General features: G+C 70.4%; 19 protein-coding genes. 18 read left to right on the top strand and 1 reads right to left on the bottom strand.

What is annotated here, in order from left to right; translation table 11 throughout:
- Positions 1-45 precede the first annotated feature (45 nt).
- On the bottom strand, positions 46-777 hold the full coding sequence (locus ACZ41I_RS36305; RefSeq protein WP_468516139.1) for a class I SAM-dependent methyltransferase: 732 nt from the start codon (positions 775-777) through the stop codon (positions 46-48).
- A 464-nt stretch (positions 778-1,241) separates the two neighbouring features.
- Here ACZ41I_RS36305 and ACZ41I_RS36300 point away from each other — a divergent pair, with 464 nt between their 5' ends.
- The 18 genes from ACZ41I_RS36300 to ACZ41I_RS36215 all read left to right on the top strand — a co-directional run bounded on the left by ACZ41I_RS36300 (position 1,242) and on the right by ACZ41I_RS36215 (position 22,111).
- Positions 1,242-2,138, top strand: coding sequence for a TauD/TfdA dioxygenase family protein (locus ACZ41I_RS36300; protein WP_468516138.1), 897 nt, complete (start codon positions 1,242-1,244; stop codon positions 2,136-2,138).
- Complete coding sequence (locus ACZ41I_RS36295; protein WP_468516137.1) at positions 2,135-3,028, top strand: ABC transporter permease; 894 nt, start codon at positions 2,135-2,137, stop codon at positions 3,026-3,028. The genes ACZ41I_RS36300 and ACZ41I_RS36295 overlap by 4 nt, the downstream gene beginning before the upstream one ends.
- Positions 3,025-3,756 carry an ABC transporter ATP-binding protein gene (locus ACZ41I_RS36290; protein WP_363218696.1) on the top strand — a complete coding sequence of 244 codons (732 nt, stop codon included), beginning with the start codon at positions 3,025-3,027 and terminating at the stop codon, positions 3,754-3,756. The genes ACZ41I_RS36295 and ACZ41I_RS36290 overlap by 4 nt, the downstream gene beginning before the upstream one ends.
- Before the next feature lie 35 nt (positions 3,757-3,791).
- On the top strand, positions 3,792-4,841 hold the full coding sequence (locus tag ACZ41I_RS36285) for an aliphatic sulfonate ABC transporter substrate-binding protein (RefSeq protein WP_468516136.1): 1,050 nt from the start codon (positions 3,792-3,794) through the stop codon (positions 4,839-4,841).
- 38 nt (positions 4,842-4,879) lie between these two features.
- Positions 4,880-6,208: an LLM class flavin-dependent oxidoreductase gene (locus tag ACZ41I_RS36280; RefSeq protein ID WP_468516135.1), complete on the top strand. Its 1,329-nt coding sequence runs from the start codon at positions 4,880-4,882 to the stop codon at positions 6,206-6,208.
- Positions 6,209-6,375: 167 nt separating this feature from the next.
- Complete coding sequence (locus ACZ41I_RS36275) at positions 6,376-6,618, top strand: hypothetical protein (RefSeq protein ID WP_468516134.1); 243 nt, start codon at positions 6,376-6,378, stop codon at positions 6,616-6,618.
- Complete coding sequence (locus ACZ41I_RS36270; RefSeq protein WP_468516133.1) at positions 6,618-8,918, top strand: heavy metal translocating P-type ATPase; 2,301 nt, start codon at positions 6,618-6,620, stop codon at positions 8,916-8,918. The genes ACZ41I_RS36275 and ACZ41I_RS36270 overlap by 1 nt, the downstream gene beginning before the upstream one ends.
- Positions 8,919-9,195: 277 nt before the next feature.
- A complete protein-coding gene (locus ACZ41I_RS36265) occupies positions 9,196-9,879 on the top strand; it encodes a hypothetical protein (protein WP_468516132.1) in 684 nt (227 codons plus the stop codon).
- A 244-nt stretch (positions 9,880-10,123) separates the two neighbouring features.
- On the top strand, positions 10,124-10,765 hold the full coding sequence (locus ACZ41I_RS36260; RefSeq protein WP_363218690.1) for a sigma-70 family RNA polymerase sigma factor: 642 nt from the start codon (positions 10,124-10,126) through the stop codon (positions 10,763-10,765).
- A 49-nt stretch (positions 10,766-10,814) separates the two neighbouring features.
- Positions 10,815-11,570, top strand: coding sequence for an aspartyl/asparaginyl beta-hydroxylase domain-containing protein (locus ACZ41I_RS36255; protein WP_468516131.1), 756 nt, complete (start codon positions 10,815-10,817; stop codon positions 11,568-11,570).
- A 203-nt stretch (positions 11,571-11,773) separates the two neighbouring features.
- Entirely contained in the window at positions 11,774-13,144 is a 1,371-nt protein-coding gene (locus ACZ41I_RS36250; RefSeq protein ID WP_399765260.1) for an MFS transporter, read from the top strand.
- A 121-nt stretch (positions 13,145-13,265) separates the two neighbouring features.
- On the top strand, positions 13,266-14,321 hold the full coding sequence (locus tag ACZ41I_RS36245; RefSeq protein ID WP_468516130.1) for a beta-ketoacyl-ACP synthase III: 1,056 nt from the start codon (positions 13,266-13,268) through the stop codon (positions 14,319-14,321).
- Complete coding sequence (locus ACZ41I_RS36240; RefSeq protein ID WP_363218686.1) at positions 14,318-14,554, top strand: acyl carrier protein; 237 nt, start codon at positions 14,318-14,320, stop codon at positions 14,552-14,554. Before ACZ41I_RS36245 ends, ACZ41I_RS36240 begins: the two co-directional genes overlap by 4 nt.
- Before the next feature lie 23 nt (positions 14,555-14,577).
- Positions 14,578-15,468, top strand: a complete 891-nt coding sequence (scoE, locus tag ACZ41I_RS36235) for a (3R)-3-[(carboxymethyl)amino]fatty acid oxygenase/decarboxylase (RefSeq protein ID WP_468516129.1) — start codon at positions 14,578-14,580, stop codon at positions 15,466-15,468.
- Positions 15,465-15,989, top strand: a complete 525-nt coding sequence (gene scoD, locus ACZ41I_RS36230) for a (2E)-enoyl-ACP glycyltransferase (RefSeq protein WP_399765251.1) — start codon at positions 15,465-15,467, stop codon at positions 15,987-15,989. The genes scoE and scoD overlap by 4 nt, the downstream gene beginning before the upstream one ends.
- A 19-nt stretch (positions 15,990-16,008) precedes the next feature.
- Positions 16,009-17,541 (top strand): fatty acid--CoA ligase, encoded by a 1,533-nt coding sequence (locus tag ACZ41I_RS36225; RefSeq protein WP_468516128.1) that lies wholly within the window; start codon positions 16,009-16,011, stop codon positions 17,539-17,541.
- Positions 17,542-17,616: 75 nt separating this feature from the next.
- Positions 17,617-17,874, top strand: coding sequence for a phosphopantetheine-binding protein (locus ACZ41I_RS36220; RefSeq protein ID WP_399765245.1), 258 nt, complete (start codon positions 17,617-17,619; stop codon positions 17,872-17,874).
- Positions 17,861-22,111: an amino acid adenylation domain-containing protein gene (locus ACZ41I_RS36215; RefSeq protein ID WP_468516127.1), complete on the top strand. Its 4,251-nt coding sequence runs from the start codon at positions 17,861-17,863 to the stop codon at positions 22,109-22,111. Before ACZ41I_RS36220 ends, ACZ41I_RS36215 begins: the two co-directional genes overlap by 14 nt.
- The last annotated feature ends 2 nt before the right edge of the window (positions 22,112-22,113 follow it).

Raw genomic sequence — 22,113 nt, 5'->3', positions numbered from 1 at the left:
GGCATCCGGCGGTTCTGCGAAGCGAACGCCCGGACCGGAGGGCGGTCATCCGGGAGCCGGCTTGCGGACCAGTTCGTAGGCGTAGCCGACCGTTTCGCAGGGGTGGCCGTCGGCTGCGCAGGAGCGGAGTTCGGCGGTGAGGTCGGCGTCGAACGTGCCGGCGTGCTCCGCGAGCACCGCGGGCGGCAGGAATGATGTCGACCGGATGTACCCGGCGAGCTCACGGATCGTCCAGCGGTGCTCGACGGAGAACTCGTGCCGTCCCGCGGGTTCGAACCCGGCACGTGACAGGACATCGTGGTCGGGAGCCTGCTTCCGTGCCTGCTCCCAGCCGGCGGGCACGCGGCCGGCCGCGCCGAGGGTGTTCTGCCATCTGCGCAGCATGCTGGAGAGCGCCCGCTGCCAGTCCCGGGGCCCCGTCCACGGACCGGTCGACCAGCACAGCGCGAGACAGCCGCCGGGTTTCAGCCAGCCGTGGGCGCGCTGCGCGACCAGGTCGCGGGGGAGCCGGTGGAACGCATTGCCGATGACGATCAGCTCGAAGCTTCCCGGTTCGGCGTGGAGATCCTCGGCGCCGACGGTGATCGTCCGGATGTGGGCCGCGCCGGATACGTCCGCCTTGGCGCGGACCACCTCGGTCATGCCGGGTTCGGCGTCCACGGACCACACGTCCGCGAACCGGTTCCGCAGGGGGAACGTGAGCTGGCCGGTGCCGCAGGCCAGGTCGAGCAGGCGTCCGTGCCCCGACGGTGCCGCCCGGCGCGCGAGGTCGGCCATGCGCTCACCATGGCACACGGCCGCCCGGCTCCGGACATACGACGGTTGTCCCTGTCCGCGATGCAAGACCCGTCCGGGAAGTCCTTGACCAGTGCCACGGACCTCTGCTGAACTCCGGTCCCATGAACCCGCGCGTGGACCTCACTCGGCGGCGCCACATCGATCTGGCGCACGTCTCCAGCGCGTTCTGTTGTCGCTGAGCCGGCACGTCGTCACACGGTCTCCTTGAGGACCGTTGTGCCCGCCTCCTGATCGTCCCCTTCTCCGGCTCTTCTCCACGACCGGATGAGCGGTCGCCCTGACCTGCATCAGGTGCTTTCGACGCCGTCGTTCCGCTCCTCCCGCATCGCGACCCGACGGCCACCCGAACCGCGGTGTCCCGGCCGCGCCGGTCGACCGTGCACTCCAACTCCTCGTCTTCCAGCACCCCGTGCTGCGCCCGCCTCCCCGACAAGGACCTCCGCATGCCTGTGTCCATCCGCAAGCTGACCGGCCGTATCGGCGCGGTCGTCGAGGGCGTCGACCTGACGGCCCCGAGCGACCCGTCGACGGTCACGGCGCTCCGTGAAGCCCTCAACGAACACAAGGCCATCGTGTTCGACCAGGTGAACCTCGACAACGCCGGTCAGGAGCGCGTCGCCGCGTGGTTCGGCGAACTCACCACCGCTCACCCGAACATACCGGCGGCCGATGGCACGACGAACGTGCTCGCCGTCGACAGCGAGACGTCCAAGGCCGACGCGTGGCACACGGACGTCACCTTCGTGGTCAACCCGCCGCAGGTCACCACCCTCCGGTCCCTCGCGATCCCGCCGTACGGCGGCGAGACGCTCATCGCCAACGCCGCCGCGGCCTACCGCGACCTGCCCGAACCGCTCCGCGCTCTCGCGGACTCGCTGCGCGTCGTGCACACCAACCAGCACGACTACGCCCGTCCTCCGGCCACGACGGCGCTGCGCCAGGAGTACGACCGGGTCTTCGTCTCGACGCCCTACGAGGCGGAGCACCCGGTCGTGCGGGTGCATCCGCTGACCGGCGAACGCGGCCTGTTCATCGGCGGTTTCGCCCAGCGGATCGTCGGCCTGCCGAGCAGCGACGCGGCCGATCTGCTGCGCATCCTGCAGTCCTATATGACACGTCCGGAGAACATCCTGCGCTGGACCTGGTCCCCCGGCCAGCTGCTGATCTTCGACAACCGGATCACCCAGCACTACGGGGTGGACAACTACGACGACCACCCGCGGCGCCTCAACCGGGTGACCGTGGCGGGCGACGTGCCGGTCGGGGTCGACGGCCGCCGCAGCCGGCAACTCGTCGGCGACGCCTCGCACTACACCGGCGTCCTGGAGGCGGTCGCATGACCGAGATCCGCCTCACGGTGCCGGCCGTCCCCAAGACCGCCGACGCCGAGTCGCCGAGCACGCGGGAACGCGAGGTCTTCCTGCCCCGCGACACCCGCCGCCGGACACCGCTCAGTTCACTCCGCGAGCGCCTCCGCTGGCCGCTCGGGGTCTACACGACCCCGGTCGTGATCCTGGTCGCCTGGGAGGTTCTCGCCCGAGCCGGCGTACTGGCGAAGACATACGCTCCGGCGCCGACCTCCATCGTGAAATCCGCCGCCGACCTGTGGCAGCAGGGCGTGCTCGGCCCGGACGTGGCCATCTCGCTGCAACGGGCCGGCATCGGACTCCTGATCGGTCTGACGGTGGGCATCGTCACCGGAGTGCTCGGCGGGCTGCTGCGCAGCGGCGAGTACCTGTTCAACGGCCTGGTGCAGGTCCTCAACACCATCCCGCTGCTGGCGGTGCTGCCACTGATGATCGTGTGGTTCGGCATCGACGAGCTCACCAAGGTGCTGCTGATCTCGTTCGGCGCAGGCGTCCCGATGTATCTCAATCTGTTCGCCGCGATCAGGGGCGTCGACCAGCGCCTGATCGAGATGGCGCGCACGACGGGCGCGGGCACATGGCGCATCGTGACGCGAGTGCTGGTGCCCGGGGCCCTGCCGGGGTTCCTGGTCGGACTCCGGTTCTCCCTCGCATACAGCGTGCTGGGCCTCGTCGCCGCCGAGACGGTCAACGCCGACAAGGGACTCGGCTTCCTCATCACGCAAGGGCAGACCTACCTGCAGACCAACCAGGTCTTCGTGGGGCTGGTGATCTACTCGCTCCTCGGTCTGCTCGCCGACCAGTTCGTCCGAGTACTCGAGCGGGTGCTGCTGCGGTGGCGCCCGGGTTATGAGGCGTCATGAGCAGCTCAGTGGTGACGGAGTCCCGTCGGCAGACCGGAGTCGTCGTCGAGCAGGTCGTCCGTCGGTTCGGTGACCGGGTGGTGCTCGACCATCTGGACCTCACCATCGCCGAGGAGGAACTGGTGATCCTGCTGGGCCCCTCCGGCTGCGGCAAGAGCACCCTCCTGAGACTGCTCGCCGGCCTTGACCGGCCCGACGGCGGGCAGGTGGAGGTCCCGGCGGAGCGAGCGATCGTCTTCCAGGCCGACCGGCTGCTGCCCTGGCAGCGGGTGCTGCGCAACATCACACTCGGCCTGTACGGGCCCGACGCGGAGCAGCGAGCCCGCGACGTGCTCGCCGAGGTCGGACTCGCGGGACGCGAGAGGGCGTGGCCCAAGGAGCTCTCCGGCGGCGAGGCCCAGCGGGTGTCGCTCGCGCGGGCCCTGGTCTCCGAACCCGAACTCGTGCTGCTGGACGAGCCGTTCGCGGCCCTCGACGCCATCACCCGGCTGCGCATGCACGACCTCGTACGCGCGTTGCGCAGCAAGCACCACGCGGCCATGCTGCTGGTCACCCACGACGTCGACGAGGCGATCGCCCTGGCGGACCGCATCGTCGTGATGCGCGACGGGCGCATCGGCGCCGCGCATCTCGTCCAGCTCTCGGCAGCCGACCGCGAGGCGAGCGTCGCCCGCGAGGAGCTGCGTGCCGCGCTCCTGAACGACCTCGGTCTCGCCGGTCACCACTGATGTCCTCCCCCTGCACAGAAAGCCGGAGCAAAACCATGCACAGAAGAACCCCCCGCCTCGTCGGCGCCGCCGGTCTGCTCGCGCTCACGGGCGCCCTCGCCGCGTGCAGTGCGTCGTCCCAGGCGGCGCCGCCGCTCGGCAAGTCCGGTGGCAGCGCCTCCACGCACCCCGAGTGGAGCAAGTACACCTTCACCATCGGCGACAACGGGGGTGACGGCAGCCAGGCCCTGGCCAAGATCACCGGGGCGTTCGACGACGCGCCGTACAAGGTGAAGTTCGCCCGCTTCACCTACGGCCCGCCGCTGGTGCAGGCCGCGGCCTCGGGCGACATCGACCTGGGCGCCGTCGGCGACGTACCGCCGATCACCGGCGCCGCGAAGGAGTACGGCTTCAAGATCGTGGCCGTCAACCGCTCGCTCACGCCCAGCCAGTCCAACGAGAACATCATCGTGCCGAAGGGGTCGGAGCTGAGGAGTCTCGCCGACCTCAAGGGCAAGAAGATCGCCGTGCCGCAGGGCAGCTCGGCGCACGGTCTGACGCTCAACGCGCTGAACAGCGTCGGCCTCGGCCCCAAGGACGTGCACCTGGTCTTCCTCGACCCGGCGGCCGGCGCCACGGCGTTCAACACCGGCAAGGTGGACGCCTGGGCGATCTGGAACCCCCAGTCGGCGATCGCGGTCAGGAACGGGGCACGGATCCTCGCCAAGGGCCTCCCGCCGATCGACCAGACGAGCAGTTACTACGTCGCCAGTGGGAAGTCGCTCGACGACAGGACCAAGCGGGCGGCCCTGACGGACGTACTGCAGCGGCTGGCACGCGAGTTCGCCTACGCGGTCAAGCACGAGGACAAGTACGCACAGGCCCTCTCCGAGGAGGAGGGCATCCCGCTGGCCGATGCCGAAGCGTCCCTCAAGGCCTTCGAGACCCGGGTGACCCCGATCGGGAAGCCGGACATAGCGGCGGAGCAGAAGCTCGCCGACGCCTTCCTGGAGGCCGGCCAGATCACCAAGAAGGTCGACGTCCCGTCGATCACCGACAACCTCCTCCCCGCCGGCTACGACAGCTCGAAGCTGACGTTCGGCTGAGCCGCGCCGTCCATCTCGACACGCAAAGGAGAGAAGACATGAGCACCAGACCGCGGCGACTCCACCTCAACGCCTTCCTCATGGAGGCGGGCCACCACGAAGCAGCATGGCGGCTCCCCGACAGCAACCCGCGGGCCGACTTCGACCTGCAGCACTGGATCGAGCTGGCCCGGCTCGCCGAGAGCGCCAAGTTCGACTCGCTGTTCCTCGCGGACGGCCCGGCCCTCATCGGAACCGGCGAGTTCCGGCCACCGGGCCAGCTCGAACCGCTGACGCTGCTGACCGCGCTGTCCCAGGCGACCAGCAGGATCGGCCTCATCGCGACCGTGTCGTCGACGTACAACGAGCCGTACAACCTGGCCCGTCGGCTCGCGTCCGTCGACCACGTCAGCGGGGGCCGCGCCGGCTGGAACATCGTCACCTCCGCAGGAGCCGACGAAGCGGCCAACTTCGGCCTCGACGACCGCCCCGGCCACGCCGAACGCTACGCCCGGGCCGACGAGTTCCTGAAGGTGGCCAAGGCACTGTGGGACAGCTGGGAGTCCGAGGCCGTCGTCGCCGACAGGACCACGGGGCGTTACGCCGATCCTGACCGGCTGCACGGACTGGGCCACCGCGGCCGGTACTTCAAGGTGGCCGGTCCGCTCAACGTCGAACGCCCTCCGCAGGGCCACCCGCTGCTCGTCCAGGCCGGCTCCTCCGAGGACGGCAAGGACTTCGCGGCCCGCCACGCCGAGGCGATCTTCACCGCCCACACGACGTACGAGCGTGCCGCCGCCTTCTACGCCGACATCAAGGCACGAACCAAGGCGGCGGGGCGCGACCCGGACGGCGTGATCGTCCTGCCGGGAATCGTCCCGTACATCGGGTCGACGGAGGCCGAAGCCCGTGCGCTGGCGGACCGGTTCGACCGCCTGCGGATCCCGGAGTACGGACTGCGCCAGCTGGCCGCGGTCTTCGAGACCGAGCCGTCGGTCTTCCCACTCGACGAACCGCTGCCGGACTTCATTCTGGCGCGGCCGAAACTGGAGGGATCGCAGAGCCGTTCCGACCTGATCATCGAGCTCGCGGTGCGCGAGCGGCTCACGGTGCGGCAGATCATCTCCCGGCTCGGCGGCGGGCGCGGTCACTTCGAGCTCGTCGGCACACCTGAGCAGATCGCGGACACGATCATCACCTGGTTCGAGGGTGGCGCAGCGGACGGATTCAACATCATGGCGCCCGCCCTGCCCTCGGGCCTCGCGGCATTCGTCGAGCACGTGCTCCCGCTGCTGCGCGGCAAGGGGCTGTTCCGTGAGGAGTACGAGGGCACGACCCTGCGCGAACACTACGGGCTTCCCGTACCGGCGAACCAGTTCCATGCCTGAACCGCACACGGCCGCGGGTGGGGACGCGTAGCACGCGTGTCCGCCATGTGGCGCACGCCATAGTTCGATGGCGGAACTCGGCCTTCGATCCGTCCGACTCCTGGAGCGGTACGGCTGAGACTGCTCGTCGGTCGTACGACGGTTCGACGCGACCAGGAAGGTCGAGCATGGCCGAGTCCCGACACCCCTCCCGCGGTGCGGACAGGGGTATCCGCAAGCTCATGCCCCCGCCCGCGCTCTGCGGCTTTCTGCTGCTGCTGATGCTGGTCTTCTCGGTGTCGTACGCCGTGGGAACGGCCGCCGGACCCGTGGCGCCAGGCATGCACGGCACCGGAACCGGAGGGGGCGGCGGTGGCGCGGGTGGCGGTGACACGGGTGGCATGCCCGGCATGCACGGAGGCGGTGAGTGATGGGAGCCGAACCGCTGGCGCCGCTCGTGGTCACAGACCTGACGGTCGGCGGCATGACGTGCGCCGCCTGTGTACGGCGGGTCGAGAAGAAGCTCGCCAAGCTGGACGGCGTGACGGCGACCGTCAATCTCGCCACCGGACTCGCCCGGGTCAGTCATCCGGCGGACATCCTTCCGGAGGACCTCGTCACCGCCGTCGAACAGGCAGGATACGAGGCCGCGCTCCCCGAGCCTCCCGCGCCGGAGGGGCGGGACAGGACACCCGGTGACGAGGACGAGTCCGAGGCCGCCACCCGCCAGGAACGCGAACGTCTCGTCGTCACCGCGCTGCTCGCCGTCCCTGTCCTGGTGCTGTCGATGGTGCCGTCCCTGCAGTTCCGCAACTGGCAGTGGCTGTGCTTCGTGCTCGCTGCTCCGGTGGCGGTGTGGAGCGCCTGGCCGTTCCATGTACGGGCGGTGCGGGGGCTGCGTCACTCCACGGCCACCATGGACACCCTGGTCTCGCTGGGTGTGGTGGCCTCCTTCTCCTGGTCGGCGTACGCGCTGTTCCTCGGCGGCGCGGGCGAACCCGGGATGCGGATGCCGTTCAGTCTGCTGCCGTCCGCGGCGGACGGTCCCGCACACGTGTACCTGGAAGCCGCGGTCGGTGTCCCGCTGTTCGTGCTGACCGGGAGGTTCCTGGAGGCGCGGGCCAGGCGGGGGACGGGAGCGGCCCTGCGATCGCTGGCGGGACTCGCCGCCAAGGAAGTGTCCGTACGCGACGAGCACGGCGAGCGCGAGCGTTCCGTTCCCATCGAGCAGCTGCGCGTGGGGCAGGTCTTCGCCGTGCGGCCCGGCGAGCGGGTCGCCACCGACGGCCGGGTGGTGGAGGGCAGTTCCGCCGTGGACCTCTCCCTGGTCACCGGCGAGAGCGACCCCGTCGAGGTGGGGCCCGGTTCAGCCCTGGTCGGTGGGGCCGTGAACGCCGGCGGGCTGCTGTTCGTCCGTGCCACCGCCGTCGGAGCCGACACCCAGCTGGCCCGCATCACCGAGCTGGTGACGGAGGCCCAGGCGGGCAAGGCGCGGGCGCAGCGGCTGGCCGACGCGGTGGCCGGGGTCTTCGTGCCCGTGGTGCTGACGGTCGCGGTCACGGTGCTGGGCTTCTGGCTCGGGGCCGGAGCCGACCCCCAGGCGGCGATCACCGCATGCGTGGCCGTACTCGTCGTTGCCTGTCCCTGCGCGCTGGGCCTGGCCACGCCGACCGCACTGATGGCCGCCACCGGCCGCGGGGCCCAGCTCGGCGTGCTGGTCAGCGGCCCGCAGACGCTGGAGGCTCTCCAGCACGTCGACATGGTCGTCCTGGACAAGACGGGCACGCTGACCAGTGGCCACATGACCGTCGTACAGATCACCGCCGCTCCCGGCGGTCTCGGTCAGGAAGCCGTCCTCCGTCTGGCCGGTGCCGTCGAACAGGGCTCGGAGCACCCCCTCGGGCGGGCCGTCGCCGCACGGGCCCGGCGCTCGTCCGCCGAAGAACCTCTGGCGCCGGTACGGGACTTCGAGGCCATGCCGGGGCGGGGAGTACGGGGCCGCGTGGACGGCCGCACGGTGGAAGTACTGGCGCCGGACGGCGAGTTGCCGACTGCTCTCGCGGACGCCCTCGTCGCGGCGGAGACCGCCGCGCACACTCCGGTGCTCGTGCGGGTGGACGGGGTGGCCGAGGCGCTGATCGCGGTCGGCGACGTCGTACGGCCCGGCAGTTACCGGGCCGTGGACCGGCTGCGCAGGCTCGGGATCCGCCCCGTGCTCGCCACCGGTGACCGCGAGGCACCCGCCCGGGCCGTGGCCGACGCGCTCGGCATCCACGAGGTACATGCCCGCTGCACGCCCGAGGACAAGGCGGCTCTGGTACGGCGTTTGCAGGACGAGGGCGGCCGGGTCGCGGTCGTGGGCGACGGCGTGAACGACGCCGCCGCGCTCGCCTGCGCCGATCTGGGCATCGCCATGGGCAGCGGTACGGACGTGGCCATCGGCGCGGCCGACCTCACTCTCGTGCGCGGGGACATCGAAGCCCTGGGCGACGCCGTGCTGCTCGCCCGGCGCACGCTCGGCACGATCCGGGCCAACCTGGTGTGGGCCTTCGGCTACAACGTCGTCACCGTGCCGCTCGCCGTGGTCGGACTGCTCAATCCGATGCTGGCGGCGGCCGCCATGTCGGTCAGCTCCGTGCTGGTGGTGGGCAACAGCCTGCGCCTGCGCGCCTGGCAGCCGTCGCCCGCCCCGGCGCGCGAGCGACGCCGGAGCAGGGCGGGTCACCGGTGAACGCACGGCTCACCCGCCTGGTCGGTGCGTGTATTTCACACTGACGTTCAGCCACAGCGGCTCGGTGAAGTTGCCCGCCGTCGTGGTCAGGCCCGGAACGGCCGCGTTCCGGCAGTAGCTGTCCTTCCGTCGTGTTCCAGAAGTCGTCGGCGATGCCCGCCGAGTTCCCGCCCTGTCGGTGTGTTGTGTGTCACCCTTCTCGGAGTGAGTCCGGGGGCAGGTGTCCGCACGTACCCCCTGACGACGATCGGACCACGGGTGCGAAGATGGGCGCGTCATGACTGTCGGAGGGTGGTGCCGCACGCTGCGGGCCGGTGTGTTCGCCGCCGCCTGCGTGCTGCTTGCTGCCCTCGGCCACGTGATGATGTCCGGTACGTCGGTGCCCTGGTGGGCCATGGCGGCGGGTGCCGCCGGGACGGGCGCGGCCGGTTGGTGTCTCGCCGGCCGTGAGCGTGAACGTGCGCCGATTGTCGCTGTCGTGGTCGCCGCCCAGGCGCTGCTCCACGAGACCTTCTCCCTCGCTCAGTCCGTCGCATCCGGCCGCGCCCCGGCCTCGGACGGCATGGGCTCCATGGACATGGGCCCCATGCACATGGACGAGATGCACATGGCCGGCATGGAGCACATGGGTGCGGGCTCCATGTCTCACATGGGGCTCGGCACGCACAGTGCCCACGGCATGGAAGGCGGCGCCGCGTTCGGCATGTTCGCCGCCCACCTGCTCGCCGCGGTCCTGTGCGGCCTGTGGCTCGCGTACGGCGAGCGCGCCGTCTTCCGCATCCTGCGGGCCGCGGCCGTCCGCCTGGTGGCACCGCTGCGGATGCTGCTCGCCCTGCCCGTGGTGCCGCGTCGGCCGTCCGTGCGAAGGCGCCGCGACTCCGGCCACCGCACGCCGGTACGACTCCTTCTCTGTCACGCCATCACCTCCCGGGGGCCGCCCGTGGGCGCCGCTGTCGCCTGAGACAGCCGGACCCACCGGGGCTCTCCTTCCCGTTTCTCCTTCAGCAGGTCTCCTGAGCCTTCCTCGGAAGACGCCACGAGCCGTGTCGTGAGCTGTTCCTGAAGAACGGGCACGCACAGCTGCACGCGCGCGAGCCTGCGCGAGCCCCGGGCACCGCCGTACCACCCCTACGGCTGCACCCCACTCACCGGACAGAGCTGTGGCCTCACCTGGCCGCGCCCCGGATGACTGAGAAGGACACCTCGTGATCACTTCTGCCCTGACTGCTCCGCAAACGCAGAGGGCTTCTGCGGACGCCTCGGCGACCGCCTGGGCGCTGGCCGCCCGGAACGGCGACCCGGACGCCGCCGAATGCTTCGTGCGTGCCCTGCACTCCGACGTGCTGCGCTACGTCGCCCACCTGGGAGCGGATCCCCAGAACATCGACGACCTGACCCAGGACACGTTCGTGCGGGCACTCAACAGCCTGCACCGGTTCGAGGGACGCGCCTCGGCACGAACCTGGCTGCTGTCCATCGCCCGCTGCGCGGTCGTCGACAGCTACCGCCGCGCCGCCGTCCGGCCCCGGACGGCGGACACCCACGACTGGCAGACAGCCGTGGAACGGACCCAGCCGCAGGGGCTGCCGGGCTTCGACGACGGCATCGCGCTTCTCGACCTGCTGAACGCGCTCCCCGACGAACGACGTGAGGCGTTCGTGCTGACCCAGGTGGTGGGGCTGTCCTACGAGGAGGCCGCCCTGCTCGGCGGTTGCCCCGTCGGCACGGTGCGGTCCCGCGTGGCCCGCGCCCGGACGACCCTCATGGGGCTCCTCGACGAGGCCGACAGACCCGGCCCGAACGCGGGAAATCGCGGGAACTCGCTCGGTCGCCTGTCCGACTACTGATGCGACGGCGCGGCACGGCGCCGGTCGCGGCAGTAGCCAGGAGGGCCTCATGACACCCGAGATAGAGCACGCGTTCGTGGCGATCAGAAGCGATCACGGTGCGGACTCCCTCAGCCGGGTGGAGCGGATGCTGGAACCCGGAGGGGGAGCGGCACGCCACCCGCTCCAGAAGGGAGCCAAATGGATCCTGCCGGGACTGTCTCCCACCCCGTGGCACGATCCCCGTGCCCACCCGGAACTCATCCCCGTCGTCCAGGCACTGGAATCGGCTCATCCGGTCATCAGGGATGAGCTGAAGTCGGCCTGGGAGGCGCGTCGGGAGGCGTTTTCCGACTACGAGCACTACCTGAACCGGCAGACCGACTGGCAGGCTCTCCACCTTTACCGCGGCGGGGCAATGGTCGAGGAAGCGGCGACGACCGTACCCACCGCCTACAAGGTGCTCGAAGAGTTCGCCGTGGACACGGAAAAGATCTGCCCACTCCTGGAAAGTCACTTCTCCACCCTGCTGCCGGGGGCATCCATAGCCCCGCATTGCGACCTGTGGAACTTCAGCATCAACCTGCATCTCGCCGTGGACATCCCCGACGGGTGCAGCATCACGGTCGCCGGGGAGACCCGTACCTGGCAGGAAGGTCACTGCCTGCTCTTCGACTACTCCTTCGAGCATGAGGCGCGCAATGACGGAGCTCGCCCACGCACCTGTCTCCTCGTGGACCTCTGGCATCCGGAAACGACCATTCCGGAAAGGCGAGCACTGACGGTGCTCATCTCGGAAATCAGGCGACTGATGGGAGAGGGCTGACCGCCTGAAAATCCTGCGAAATTCAACCGACGGTATTGCACTGTCGGTTTTCAGTGCTGCCTGAAAAGTGAATATCGGGCCGTGGGCATGTTTGCAGAGCGGGCATTCTCAAGTTCTCTTCGGGGTGTTATCGTGACCGAAAATGATCGACGGATTCGATATTCGTCTCCATGTTTTTTCTGTTGGTGAGGGGGGACCGGACGATGTCGGCACGGCTGTCCCTTCTCGTCCTGGCGCTGGCTCAACTGGTCATCGCCCTCGACTACAACATCGTGTACGTCGCTCTGCCCGACGTGGGCGCAGGCCTTGGTTTCCCGGAGCACGACCTGCAGTGGGTGGTGAGCGCCTACGTCGTGGCGACGGGTGGCTTCCTGCTGCTGGGTGGCCGGGCCTCGGACCTGCTGGGCCGGCGCCGTACGTTCGTCGCCGCGGCCTTGATCTATGCGGTGTCCTCGCTGGTGGGAGGGTTCTCGCAGACGCCGGGAGCGCTGGTCGCCGTGCGGGCGGTCCAGGGCATCGGCGGATCCCTGCTCTTCCCGGCCACCCTGTCCCTGATCAACACCATCTACGCCGAAGGACCGGACCGGAACCGGGCGTTGGCGGTGTGGGGCGCTGCGGGGGCCGGCGGACTCTGCTCGGGCTCCCTGCTCGGCGGGGTCCTGGTGGAGGCGTTCGGCTGGCCGTCGGTGTTCTTCGTCAACGTTCCCCTGGCGGGAGCCATCGCGTGGGCGGGCCGGGCACTGTTCCCGGCGGACGTCCCGCCGGCCGGGGCGCGGAGATTCGACCTGACGGGCGCACTGACCGGGACCGGAGGCATCACTCTCCTGGTGTTCGTGTTGGTGCACGCGCCCGAGGCCGGCTGGAGCAGCTCGGTCACCCTCGTCAGCGCGGCGCTGTCGTCGGCTCTGCTCACGCTCTTCGCCGTCGTCGAGACGCGTTCACGCAGCCCGCTGGTACCGAGCCGGCTGTTCAGGCATCGAGGGCTCGTGGCAGCGATGGCGGTGACTGCCCTGTACAGCGCCACCTTCAGCTCACTGCCGTACTTCCTGACCCTGTACTTCCAGACCGTGCGCGGCTACGGCGCGTTCGCGACCGGCCTCGCCTTCCTGGTCCCGGCCCTGGTGGTCGCCGCCGGGACCCAGGCCGGAGAACGGGCTGTCGCAGCGGTCGGTGTCCGCCGGATGCTGGTCGGCGGCATGGTCCTTGGCGCAGCGGGAGCCGTCGCGCTCGGCCTCGCGCTGACCCGACACGGCTCCTATCCCTTGCTGTTGCCGGGAATCGTGCTGCTGGGCCTGGGCCAAGGTGCCGCCTGGACCGGCATGTGGATCACAGCCGCCGCCGGAGTCGCTCCCGACGACCAGGGTGTGGCATCGGGGCTCGCCTCGACCAGCCTCCAAGTCGGCGGCGCGGTGGGTCTCGCGCTGCTCGTGGCGTTGGCAGGCGCTGCCGGGCAGCCCCCGGCAGGCGGCACCTCGCTGGCCGGCATCAGGGCCGCCGTGTTCGCGATAGCGGCCGGAATCGCCTGCGGGGTGCCACTGACCCTGGCCCTGCGCACAACGACCTCCGGTCCCTAGGGGGGTGTCGTTCGGATCATCCCGGCGTCGCGGGCCGATCCAAACGACACTCCCTGGACCACTACTGCCGTCCCCGTCTCCTCCGGGCGCCCCCGGACCTCCCCACACCTGGAGAACAGCCGTGCCCCGTAACGCTCCCAGTCCACCCGCCGCCGTTCTGTGCGGACTGGCCGGATGGGTGCCGCCCCGCGTGGTCACCAACGACGAGCTGGCCGAGCGACTGGCCACCGACGACGCCTGGATCCGCACCCGCACCGGAATCCTCCGCCGCCATGTCATCGAGCCCGGCCAGGCGACCTCGGACCTGGCCGTCGAGGCCGGGCGCGAGGCCCTGCACAGTGCCGGAGTCGACACCGTGGACGCGGTGATCGTCACCACGACCACACCCGACCGGCCCTGCCCGGCCACGGCGCCCTCGGTCGCAGCCCGGCTGGGGCTCGCCGGAGCGGCCGCCTTCGACGTCGGCGCGGTGTGCACCGGCTTCGTGTACGGACTGGCCACTGCCGCCGGGCTGATCACCTCCGGCGTGGCCGGACGGGTCCTGCTCATCGGCGCGGACACCTACTCCACCATCGTGGATCCACTGGACCGGGCCAACGCCATCATCTTCGGGGACGGCGCCGGCGCCGTCGTCCTGCGCACCGGACACGCCGACGAACCCGGCGCCGTGGGCCGGTTCGACCTGGGCAGCGACGGTGCGCACGAGGACCTCATCACCGTCGCCGCCGGCGGTTCCCGCCAGCGCTCCACCGGAGACGAAGTGCAGCGCGACGACCGGCACTTCGCGATGCGCGGCAACGAGGTCTACCGGCACGCGGTGACCCGCATGGCCGAGTCCGCGCGCACCGTGCTGCGCACGGCCGGCTGGAAGATCGACGACGTCGACCACTTCGTCCCGCACCAGGCCAATCTGCGCATCCTGCACTCGGTGGCCGACGACCTGGGCCTGCCCCGGGAACGCTGCGTGGTCAACGTCGACTCGGTCGGCAACACCGGCGCCGCCTCCATACCGCTGGCTCTCACCGGCGCGGCCGCCCAGCAGACGCTCCGGCCGGGGGACCGACTCCTGCTCACCGCCTTCGGCGGCGGCCTCACCTGGGGCTCCTGCCTGCTGACCTGGCCCGAACTGCCCCCAGGGGCCCACCCGCACGACCGAGGAGAAGAAACCGTCTCATGAGCACCACCTACAACCAGCTGGTCGAGATCCTGGCCACCCTGCACGACGCCCCGGCCGACCGCTTCACCCCCGAGGCCACCTTCGCCGACCTGGACGTCGACTCGCTGACGATGGTCGAGATCAGCATCCGCATCGAACGCGACCTCGGCGTGATGGTCCACGACAGCGAGTTGCGACCCACCCTCACCCTCGGCGGCACCGCGGCACTGATCGACGCCAAGCGGGCCGGCTGACCCTTTCACGAAGGACGACACTCATGCAGATCACTGAACAGCTCGGCTCGGCCCTCGGCGCCACGATCGAGGACTTCGACCACGCCGGCGCATCCGACACGGACATCGAGACACTCAAGCAGACCGTCTACACGAAGAAGATCGCCGTCCTGAAGGGACAGGACCTCACCCCCCAGCAGTTCCTGGACCTCGGCACGCGGCTCGGTCAGCCCGAGACGTACTACGAGCCGATGTACCACCACCCCGAGCTCCCGGAGATCTTCGTCTCCTCCAACGTCCCCGAGAACGGCAAGCAGATAGGTGTGCCGAAGACCGGCAAGTTCTGGCACGCCGACTACCAGTTCATGCCCGACCCCTTCGGCATCACTCTGATCTACCCCCAGGTCATTCCGCAGAAGAACCGCGGCACCTACTTCATCGACATGGGCCGGGCCTACGAGAGGCTGCCCGAGGACCTCAAGAAGCAGATCGCCGGCACCTACTGCAGGCACTCGGTCCGCAAGTACTTCAAGATCCGGCCGCAGGACGTCTACCGTCCGCTCTCCGAGATCATCGACGAGGTGGAGCGCAAGACCCCGGCCGTCCGCCAGCCCACCACGTTCACCCACCCCCTCACCGGCGAAACGGTCCTGTACATCAGCGAGGGCTTCACCGTCGGCATCGAGGACGCGGACGGCAGACCGCTCGACGACGACCTGCTGCACCGTCTCTTCGAGGCGACCGGCCAGCTCGACGACACCTTCGAACACGACAACATCCACCTGCAGGGCTTCGAGCAGGGAGACCTGCTGATCTGGGACAACCGCAGCCTCATCCACCGCGCCCGGCACACGGCCACTCCCGAGCCGACCGTCTCCTACCGCGTCACCGTCCACGACGAGCGCAAGCTGCACGACGGGATACCAGCGGCATGACCACATCCGCCGCCGACCGCACGTACGCCACCGACGCCGACCTGCTGGAGCGCGTTCTGGCGCCGTACAAGACCCACTGCAAGTACCTGAAGTCCGCCGTCGTCACCGCCGGCCGCGAGAACACCTCGGCCCGCTGTGCGTTCGTGATCCCCGAGTCCTGCTACATCGACGACACCGGCCACCTGAACTCGGTCGAGGTCAACATCGCCTACAACCAGATGATGTACTACCTCGTCGCGAAGTCCGTGCAGGAAGGACTCCTGGCCGGGTTCGAGGACTGGACCCTGGACGACTTCTGGCGGCACCAGCTCCCGGACATCCTCATCGCCCGCTTCGCGGGCAACTTCCGGCGTCCGGTCAACCCTCGCTCCTTCTCGGGAGAGATGGAGTTCCTGTCCGTCACCCGACGAGAGCCCGGCGGCAAGCCGTTCCTCCATGCCGAGACCTCGTACCGCTACTGGGACACCCACGGCGGCCGGTGCGACGGCGAGGCGACGCTCGCATTCGTCAACATCCCGTGAACCACCGAAGGGACCGCCCATGGAGACGCTCGTCCAGACCATTCGCCTCCACGCCCACCACCGGCCGGACACCCCCGCCGTGCTCTGCGAGGGCCGCAGCCTTTCGTACGGCGACCTGCACCGCGAGAGCAACCGCATCGCCCACGCCGTCCGGGCCGCCGGACTCACCGAGGGCGACCGCGTGGCATACCTGGGCAAGGAGTCCGAGCACTACTACGAGATCCTCTTCGGCTGCGCCAAGAGCGGCACCGTCCTGGTCCCCGTCAACTGGCGGCTCACCGCACCCGAGGTGAGCCACATCCTCCAGGACTCCGGCACCAGACTCCTCTTCCTGGAGTCGGAGTTCGCGCCGATCGTGGCGCGCATGCCGACCGCCCCGCCCGAGACCGTCGTACCCCTCGGCGCGAACTTCGCAGGCTGGAAGGCCGGACACCCGGACACGGACACGAAGTCCGACGCCACCGCCGACACCCCTGTCGCCCAGCTCTACACCAGCGGCACCACCGGCCTGCCCAAGGGAGTCGTCCTCGCTCACCGGAGCTTCTTCGCCATCCGTGAGGCGCTGGCGAGCGAGGGGCTCGACTGGATCGACTGGCGGGACGGCGACATCGCACTCGTCGGTATCCCCGGCTTCCACATCGGCGGCCTGTGGTGGGCCACGCAGAACCTCAACGCGGGGACGACCGTCGTGGCGATGCGTGCCTTCGCAGCCCGCCACGCCGTCGACCTGATCCGTGAGCTGGGCATCACCACCGCCTGCGTGGTGCCGGCGATGCTCCGCATGATGCTCACCGAACCAGGGGTCAGTGCCAAGGACTTCGCCACGCTCCGCAAGACCGTCTACGGCGGCTCCCCGATCTCCGAGAGCCTGCTGGAGGAGAGCCTCGCCGTACTGGACTGCGACTTCGCACAGATCTACGGGCTCACCGAGACCGGCAACACCGCCGTGTGCCTGCCGCCGGCCGACCATGTCCCCGGCGGACCGCGCATGCGGGCCGCCGGCCACCCCTATCCGGGCGTCCGCGCCAAGGTGATCGACGACGACGGCAAGGAACTGCCGCCGGGCGAGATCGGAGAGGTCTGCCTGCACACCCCGGCCCGGATGGTGGAGTACTGGGGCCTGCCCGACAAGACCGCTCAGACCCTGGTGGACGGCTGGGTCCACACCGGCGACGCCGGGTACATCGACCAGGACGGCTACCTCTTCATCCGCGACCGGATCAAGGACGCCATCCTCGTCGCGGGCGAGAACGTGTACCCCGCCGAGATCGAGAAGGTGCTGGAGCACCACCCGGGCGTGGCCGAGGCGGTGATCGTCGGAGCCCCGGACGAGCGCTGGGGCGAACGGGTCCACGCCTTCGTCGTCCCCGTCCCCGGCGAGCAACCGAGCCCCAGGGACCTGCACACCTTCCTCGTTCCGCGCCTCGCCGCCTTCAAGCTGCCCTCGGCGTACGAATTCATCGACCACGTACCGCGCAACCCCAGCGGCAAGATCCTCCGCCGGGAACTGCGCGACCGCTTCTGGGGCGACTCCGCCCGCAAGGTCAACTAGGGGGTGTCGTTCGGATCATCCCGGCGTCCAAACGACACCCCCCTAGCGCCGCCGACACCGACGTAGAGAGAGCCCATGCCTGAACCCCTCACCCCGGAGAGCTTCCGCGCCGACCTCGCGGAATTCCTGTACCTGCAGCCCGGCGAAGTCGACCTGGAGGAGAGCCCGCTGGACGCCGGACTGGACTCCCTGCGCATCGTCACCCTGCTGGAACGGTGGCAGGCCGCCGGCGCGGACGTCAGCTTCGTGGATCTCGCCGAGCGCACGTCCTTCGCCCAGTGGTGGCAGCTGCTGGCCGAACGCCAGGGAGGTGCGGCACATGCCGACACCTGAGCCCGCGCGCCGCCACCCGCTGCTGGCCGCCCAGGAGGGCATCTGGGCCGGCCAGCAGCTCGACCCGGACAGCCCCGCCTACAACACCGCCGAGTACGTGTGCATCGACGGCCCGGTGGACTGTGCCGTCTTCGACATCGCCCTGCACCATGTCGTCACCGAGACCGAAGCTCTCCACGTCACCTTCGAAGTGGACGGGCAAGGGCGCCCCTGGCAGTTCGAGACACCCGTCAGGGACTGGGTGCTGCACACCGCTGATCTCACCGCCGAACCGGACCCGCACAGCGCCGCCCTCGCATGGATGGCCGAGGACATGGCCCGCCCGGTGGACCTCACCCGCGGTCCGGTGTTCGGGCACGCCCTGCTGAAGACCGGGAGCGACCAGCACCTCTGGTACCACCGCGTCCACCACATCGCCCTCGACGGCTTCGGCCTCTCCCTGGTCGCCCGTCGCGTGGCCCAGGTCTATACGGCTCTCATGGCGGGCGAGCCGGTACCCGAGAGCGGCTTCGGCACCCTGGAGTCGGTGCGTGCCGAGGAGCGCGCCTACCGGGACTCCGCCCGATACGCCAAGGACCGCGCCTACTGGACCGGCCGATACGCCGACCGGCCTTCGGTGGCCACTGTGGCGGGACGCTCGGCCCTGCCCGCCCGCACCTTCCACCGATGCGTCACCGACCTGGACGCGACCCGGGCCGACGTCCTGCGCAAGGCCGTCCGTGAGCTGTCGGTGACCTGGTCCGAGGTACTGCTCGCGGTGACGGTGGCCCAGCTGCACCGGGTGACCGGGGCGCCGGAGATCGTCCTGAGCCTGCCGGCCATGGGGCGTCTCGGCTCTGTGTCGCTGCGCGTGCCGGCGATGGTGCGCAACATCCTGCCTCTGCGGGTCGCCGTCTCCGCCGACGACAGCCTGCGCGACCTCGCAGCCCGTGTCTCCGGCGAACTGCGCGCGGGCCTCCCGCACCAGCGCTACCGCTACGAACAGCTGCGCCGCGACCTGAAGCTGGTGGGCGGTCAGCGCAGGCTCTCCGGGCCCGGTGTCAACATCATGCCGTTCCAGTACGACCTGCGGTTCGCCGGACACCGCAGCACCGTCCACAACGTCTCCGCCGGTCCCGTCGACGACCTGGCGGTCAACGTGTACGACCGCTCGGACGGCACCGGTCTGCGGATCGTGGTGGACGCCCACCCCGATCTGTACGACCAGGGGGAGGCCGCCGCCTTTCACCAGGGGTTGCTCGCGCTGCTCGACGAGGCGGTCGCCGGCCCCGACCGCCCCCTGCGCCCGGCGTCCGTACCGGTCCTGGACGGTGGGCCGCTGCCTGCGCCGGCCCGCCCGGTGCTGAGCCTGATCGCCGACCACGCCGCACGCCGGGGCGGAGCCGCCGCCGTGGAGCACGGCCATGACAGCCTCACCTATGCCCGGCTGTACGGAAGCGCACGCCACCTGGCCCGTCGCCTCGCGGCCCGAGGCATCGGGCGGGGCAGCCTGGTGGCCGTGGCGCTGCCCCGGGGGACGGACGCCGTCACCGCCATTCTCGGTGTGCTGCTGTCGGGCGCGGCCTACTGCCCGCTCGACCCGGCCGCCCCCGCCGACCGGACGGCGCAACTGCTGAGCGGGGCGAGGCCCGACCTGCTCCTGACGACGGCCGCCCGTGCGAGCGCCTGCGCGGGCACGCCCGTACTCGCGCTCGACCAGCCGGATCCGACCCTCGGGCCGGCCCCGACGCCGCCGTCGTTCCAGGACCCCGCCTACGTCATCCACACCTCCGGCTCCACCGGCCGCCCCAAGGGTGTCGAGATCAGCCACGGTGCCCTGGCGAACTTCGTGGCGGGTGCCACGCACCGCTACGGGCTGCGCCGCGACGACCGGGTCCTGCAGTTCGCGCCGCTCCACTTCGACGCCAGCGTGGAAGAAATCTTCCTCACCCTGTGCACCGGCGGCACCCTCGTCATCCGCTCCGACGGCATGACCGAGTCGGTCCCCCGCTTCCTCGACGACTGCGAGCGCCTGAAAGTCAGCGTGCTGGACCTGCCCACCGCGTACTGGCACGAACTCGCCTACGCGCTCTCCACGGGCACGGCCGCGCTGCCCGCAGGAGTGCGGACCGTCGTCATCGGCGGCGAGGCGGCGCTCCCCGAACGAGTGGAGCGCTGGCGCAAGGCCGTCGGCACGTCGGTCCGGCTCTTCAACACGTACGGCCCGACCGAGGCGACCGTGGTCGCCACCGTCGCCGACCTGCACGACCCTGCCCTCGACCCCGGCGACGTACCGATCGGGCTGCCGCTGCCCGGCACGCGGGCCGCCGTCGTCGGTGGGGAGCTGTACCTCCTCGGCGACAACCTGGCCTCCGGATACCGGGGTGGCACCGACCCGGACACCGTCCGGTTCGCCCCTCTCACGGCGCTCCCCGGAGGGCCCCGCGCCTACCGCACGGGCGACCTGGTGCACCTCGGCGACGACGGGCAGTTGCGATTCCTCGGCCGGGCGGACGAGGAGTTCAAGATCAGCGGTCACCGCGTGCATCCCGCCGAGGTGGAGAGCGCCCTGCTGACGCACCCACGGATCCGTGAGGCGGCCGTCCTCGGGCAGACCTCGCCGGACGGCACCCGTCGCCTCGCCGCCCATCTGGTTGCGGGCCTTCCGGCTCCGTCCGCCTCCGAGGTGAGAGACCACCTTCGGCAGAGGCTGCCCGCGGCGATGCTGCCCTCCGTTGTCGAGTTCCACGACCGCCTGCCCCGCACAGGATCGGGCAAGATCGACCGACCGGGACTGAGCACACCATCCGCGACCGGGGCTCCGACCGTCGGCAGCCCGCTGGAGCGGACCGTCATCGGCATCTGGCAGCAGATCCTGGGCGCGGACGACATCACCGCCGACGACGACGTCTTCGACCTGGGCGCCCAGTCCCTCCAAGCCATCCAGGTGGCCAACCGGCTCGGCGTGGAACTGGGCCGCGACATCAGGGTGGCCTGGCTCTTCCAGTACCCCACGGCCGCCGAACTCGCCCGGTTCCTCGACGACTGCCCGCCTGCTGCCACCGGCCTCCCGTCGGCCCTGCACACCGACATCGTCCTCGACGGGGACATCCGGCCCGGTACCGGCCACCGCCCGGACGCCCTCCGGCGCATCCTGCTGACCGGTGCCACCGGCTTCGTCGGCGCTCACCTGCTTGCCGAATTGCTGGCGGCCACTGACGGCGAGATCGTCTGCACCGTCCGCGCGCGCACCACGGACGAGGCCATGGGCCGCCTCCAGCAGTCCCTGAAGCAGCAGCACATCACACTTCCGCAAGCCGCCGAGGACCGCATCACCGTCGTGCCCGCCGACCTCGCCCGCCCAGGCCTGGGTCTGTCACCGGACACTGCCGGCGAACTGGCCCAGACCTGCGACGCGATCTTCCACAATGCCGCGACGGTCAGCATCATGCGGGAGTACGGCACCCTGCGCGCCGTCAACACCGAGTCCACCCGGCACCTGCTGCGCCTGGCCGCCGCGCGGTCGATCCCCTTCCATTACGTCTCCACGCTGTCCGTGGCTCCGCCCGCCGGCCTCAGCACCGAAGTACCGGAAGCATTCCTGCCGGCCCACGCCGGTCTGCGGTACGGCTACCAGCAGTCGAAGTGGGCCTCCGAACGCCTGCTCCAACAGGCCGCCGAGCGCGGACTGCCGGTCACCGTGCACCGCCTGGGCCGAGTGGTGGGACCAGCCGGGTCCGGATACGTCAACACACGCGACTTCCTGTGGAGCGTGCTCAGGGCCGGTATCCCCGCAGGGATTCTCCCGGAGCTGTTCGAGGACGAGATCTGGACACCGGTCGACCACGTCGCCAAGTCCGTCCTGCATCTCGCCCTCACCGCCACCGGCCCCGTCTTCAACCACGCGGCCGTACCGAGGCTGCGGCTGAGCGACCTCTACGACTGGATCGAGGAGTACGGCTACCCCCTACGACGTCTGACGCTGGCCCAATGGCGCGCTGCGCTGCCCCGCTCGGCCGATGTCGCCGCCACCACGCTCGCCTTCTTTGATGCCGGCGAGAACGGGAGCGAGGCCCCCGACCTGCGCCTCGGGCACGTCCACGCCGACAACGTCCGCAAGGGCCTGCGCGACAGCGGCATCACCTGCCCGCCCATCGGCCGGGACCTGGTGTTCCGGTACCTCGACCAGTGCGTCGCCGCGGGCGAACTGCCCGCAGCGACCGGCGAGGAAACTCATCCGGCCTGCCCCGCAAAGTAGTC

Source organism: Streptomyces sp. NPDC030799 (assembly GCF_055572255.1).
The sequence above is the reverse complement of the archived record's forward strand: the minus strand, read 5'-3'. Positions and strand labels throughout refer to the sequence as shown.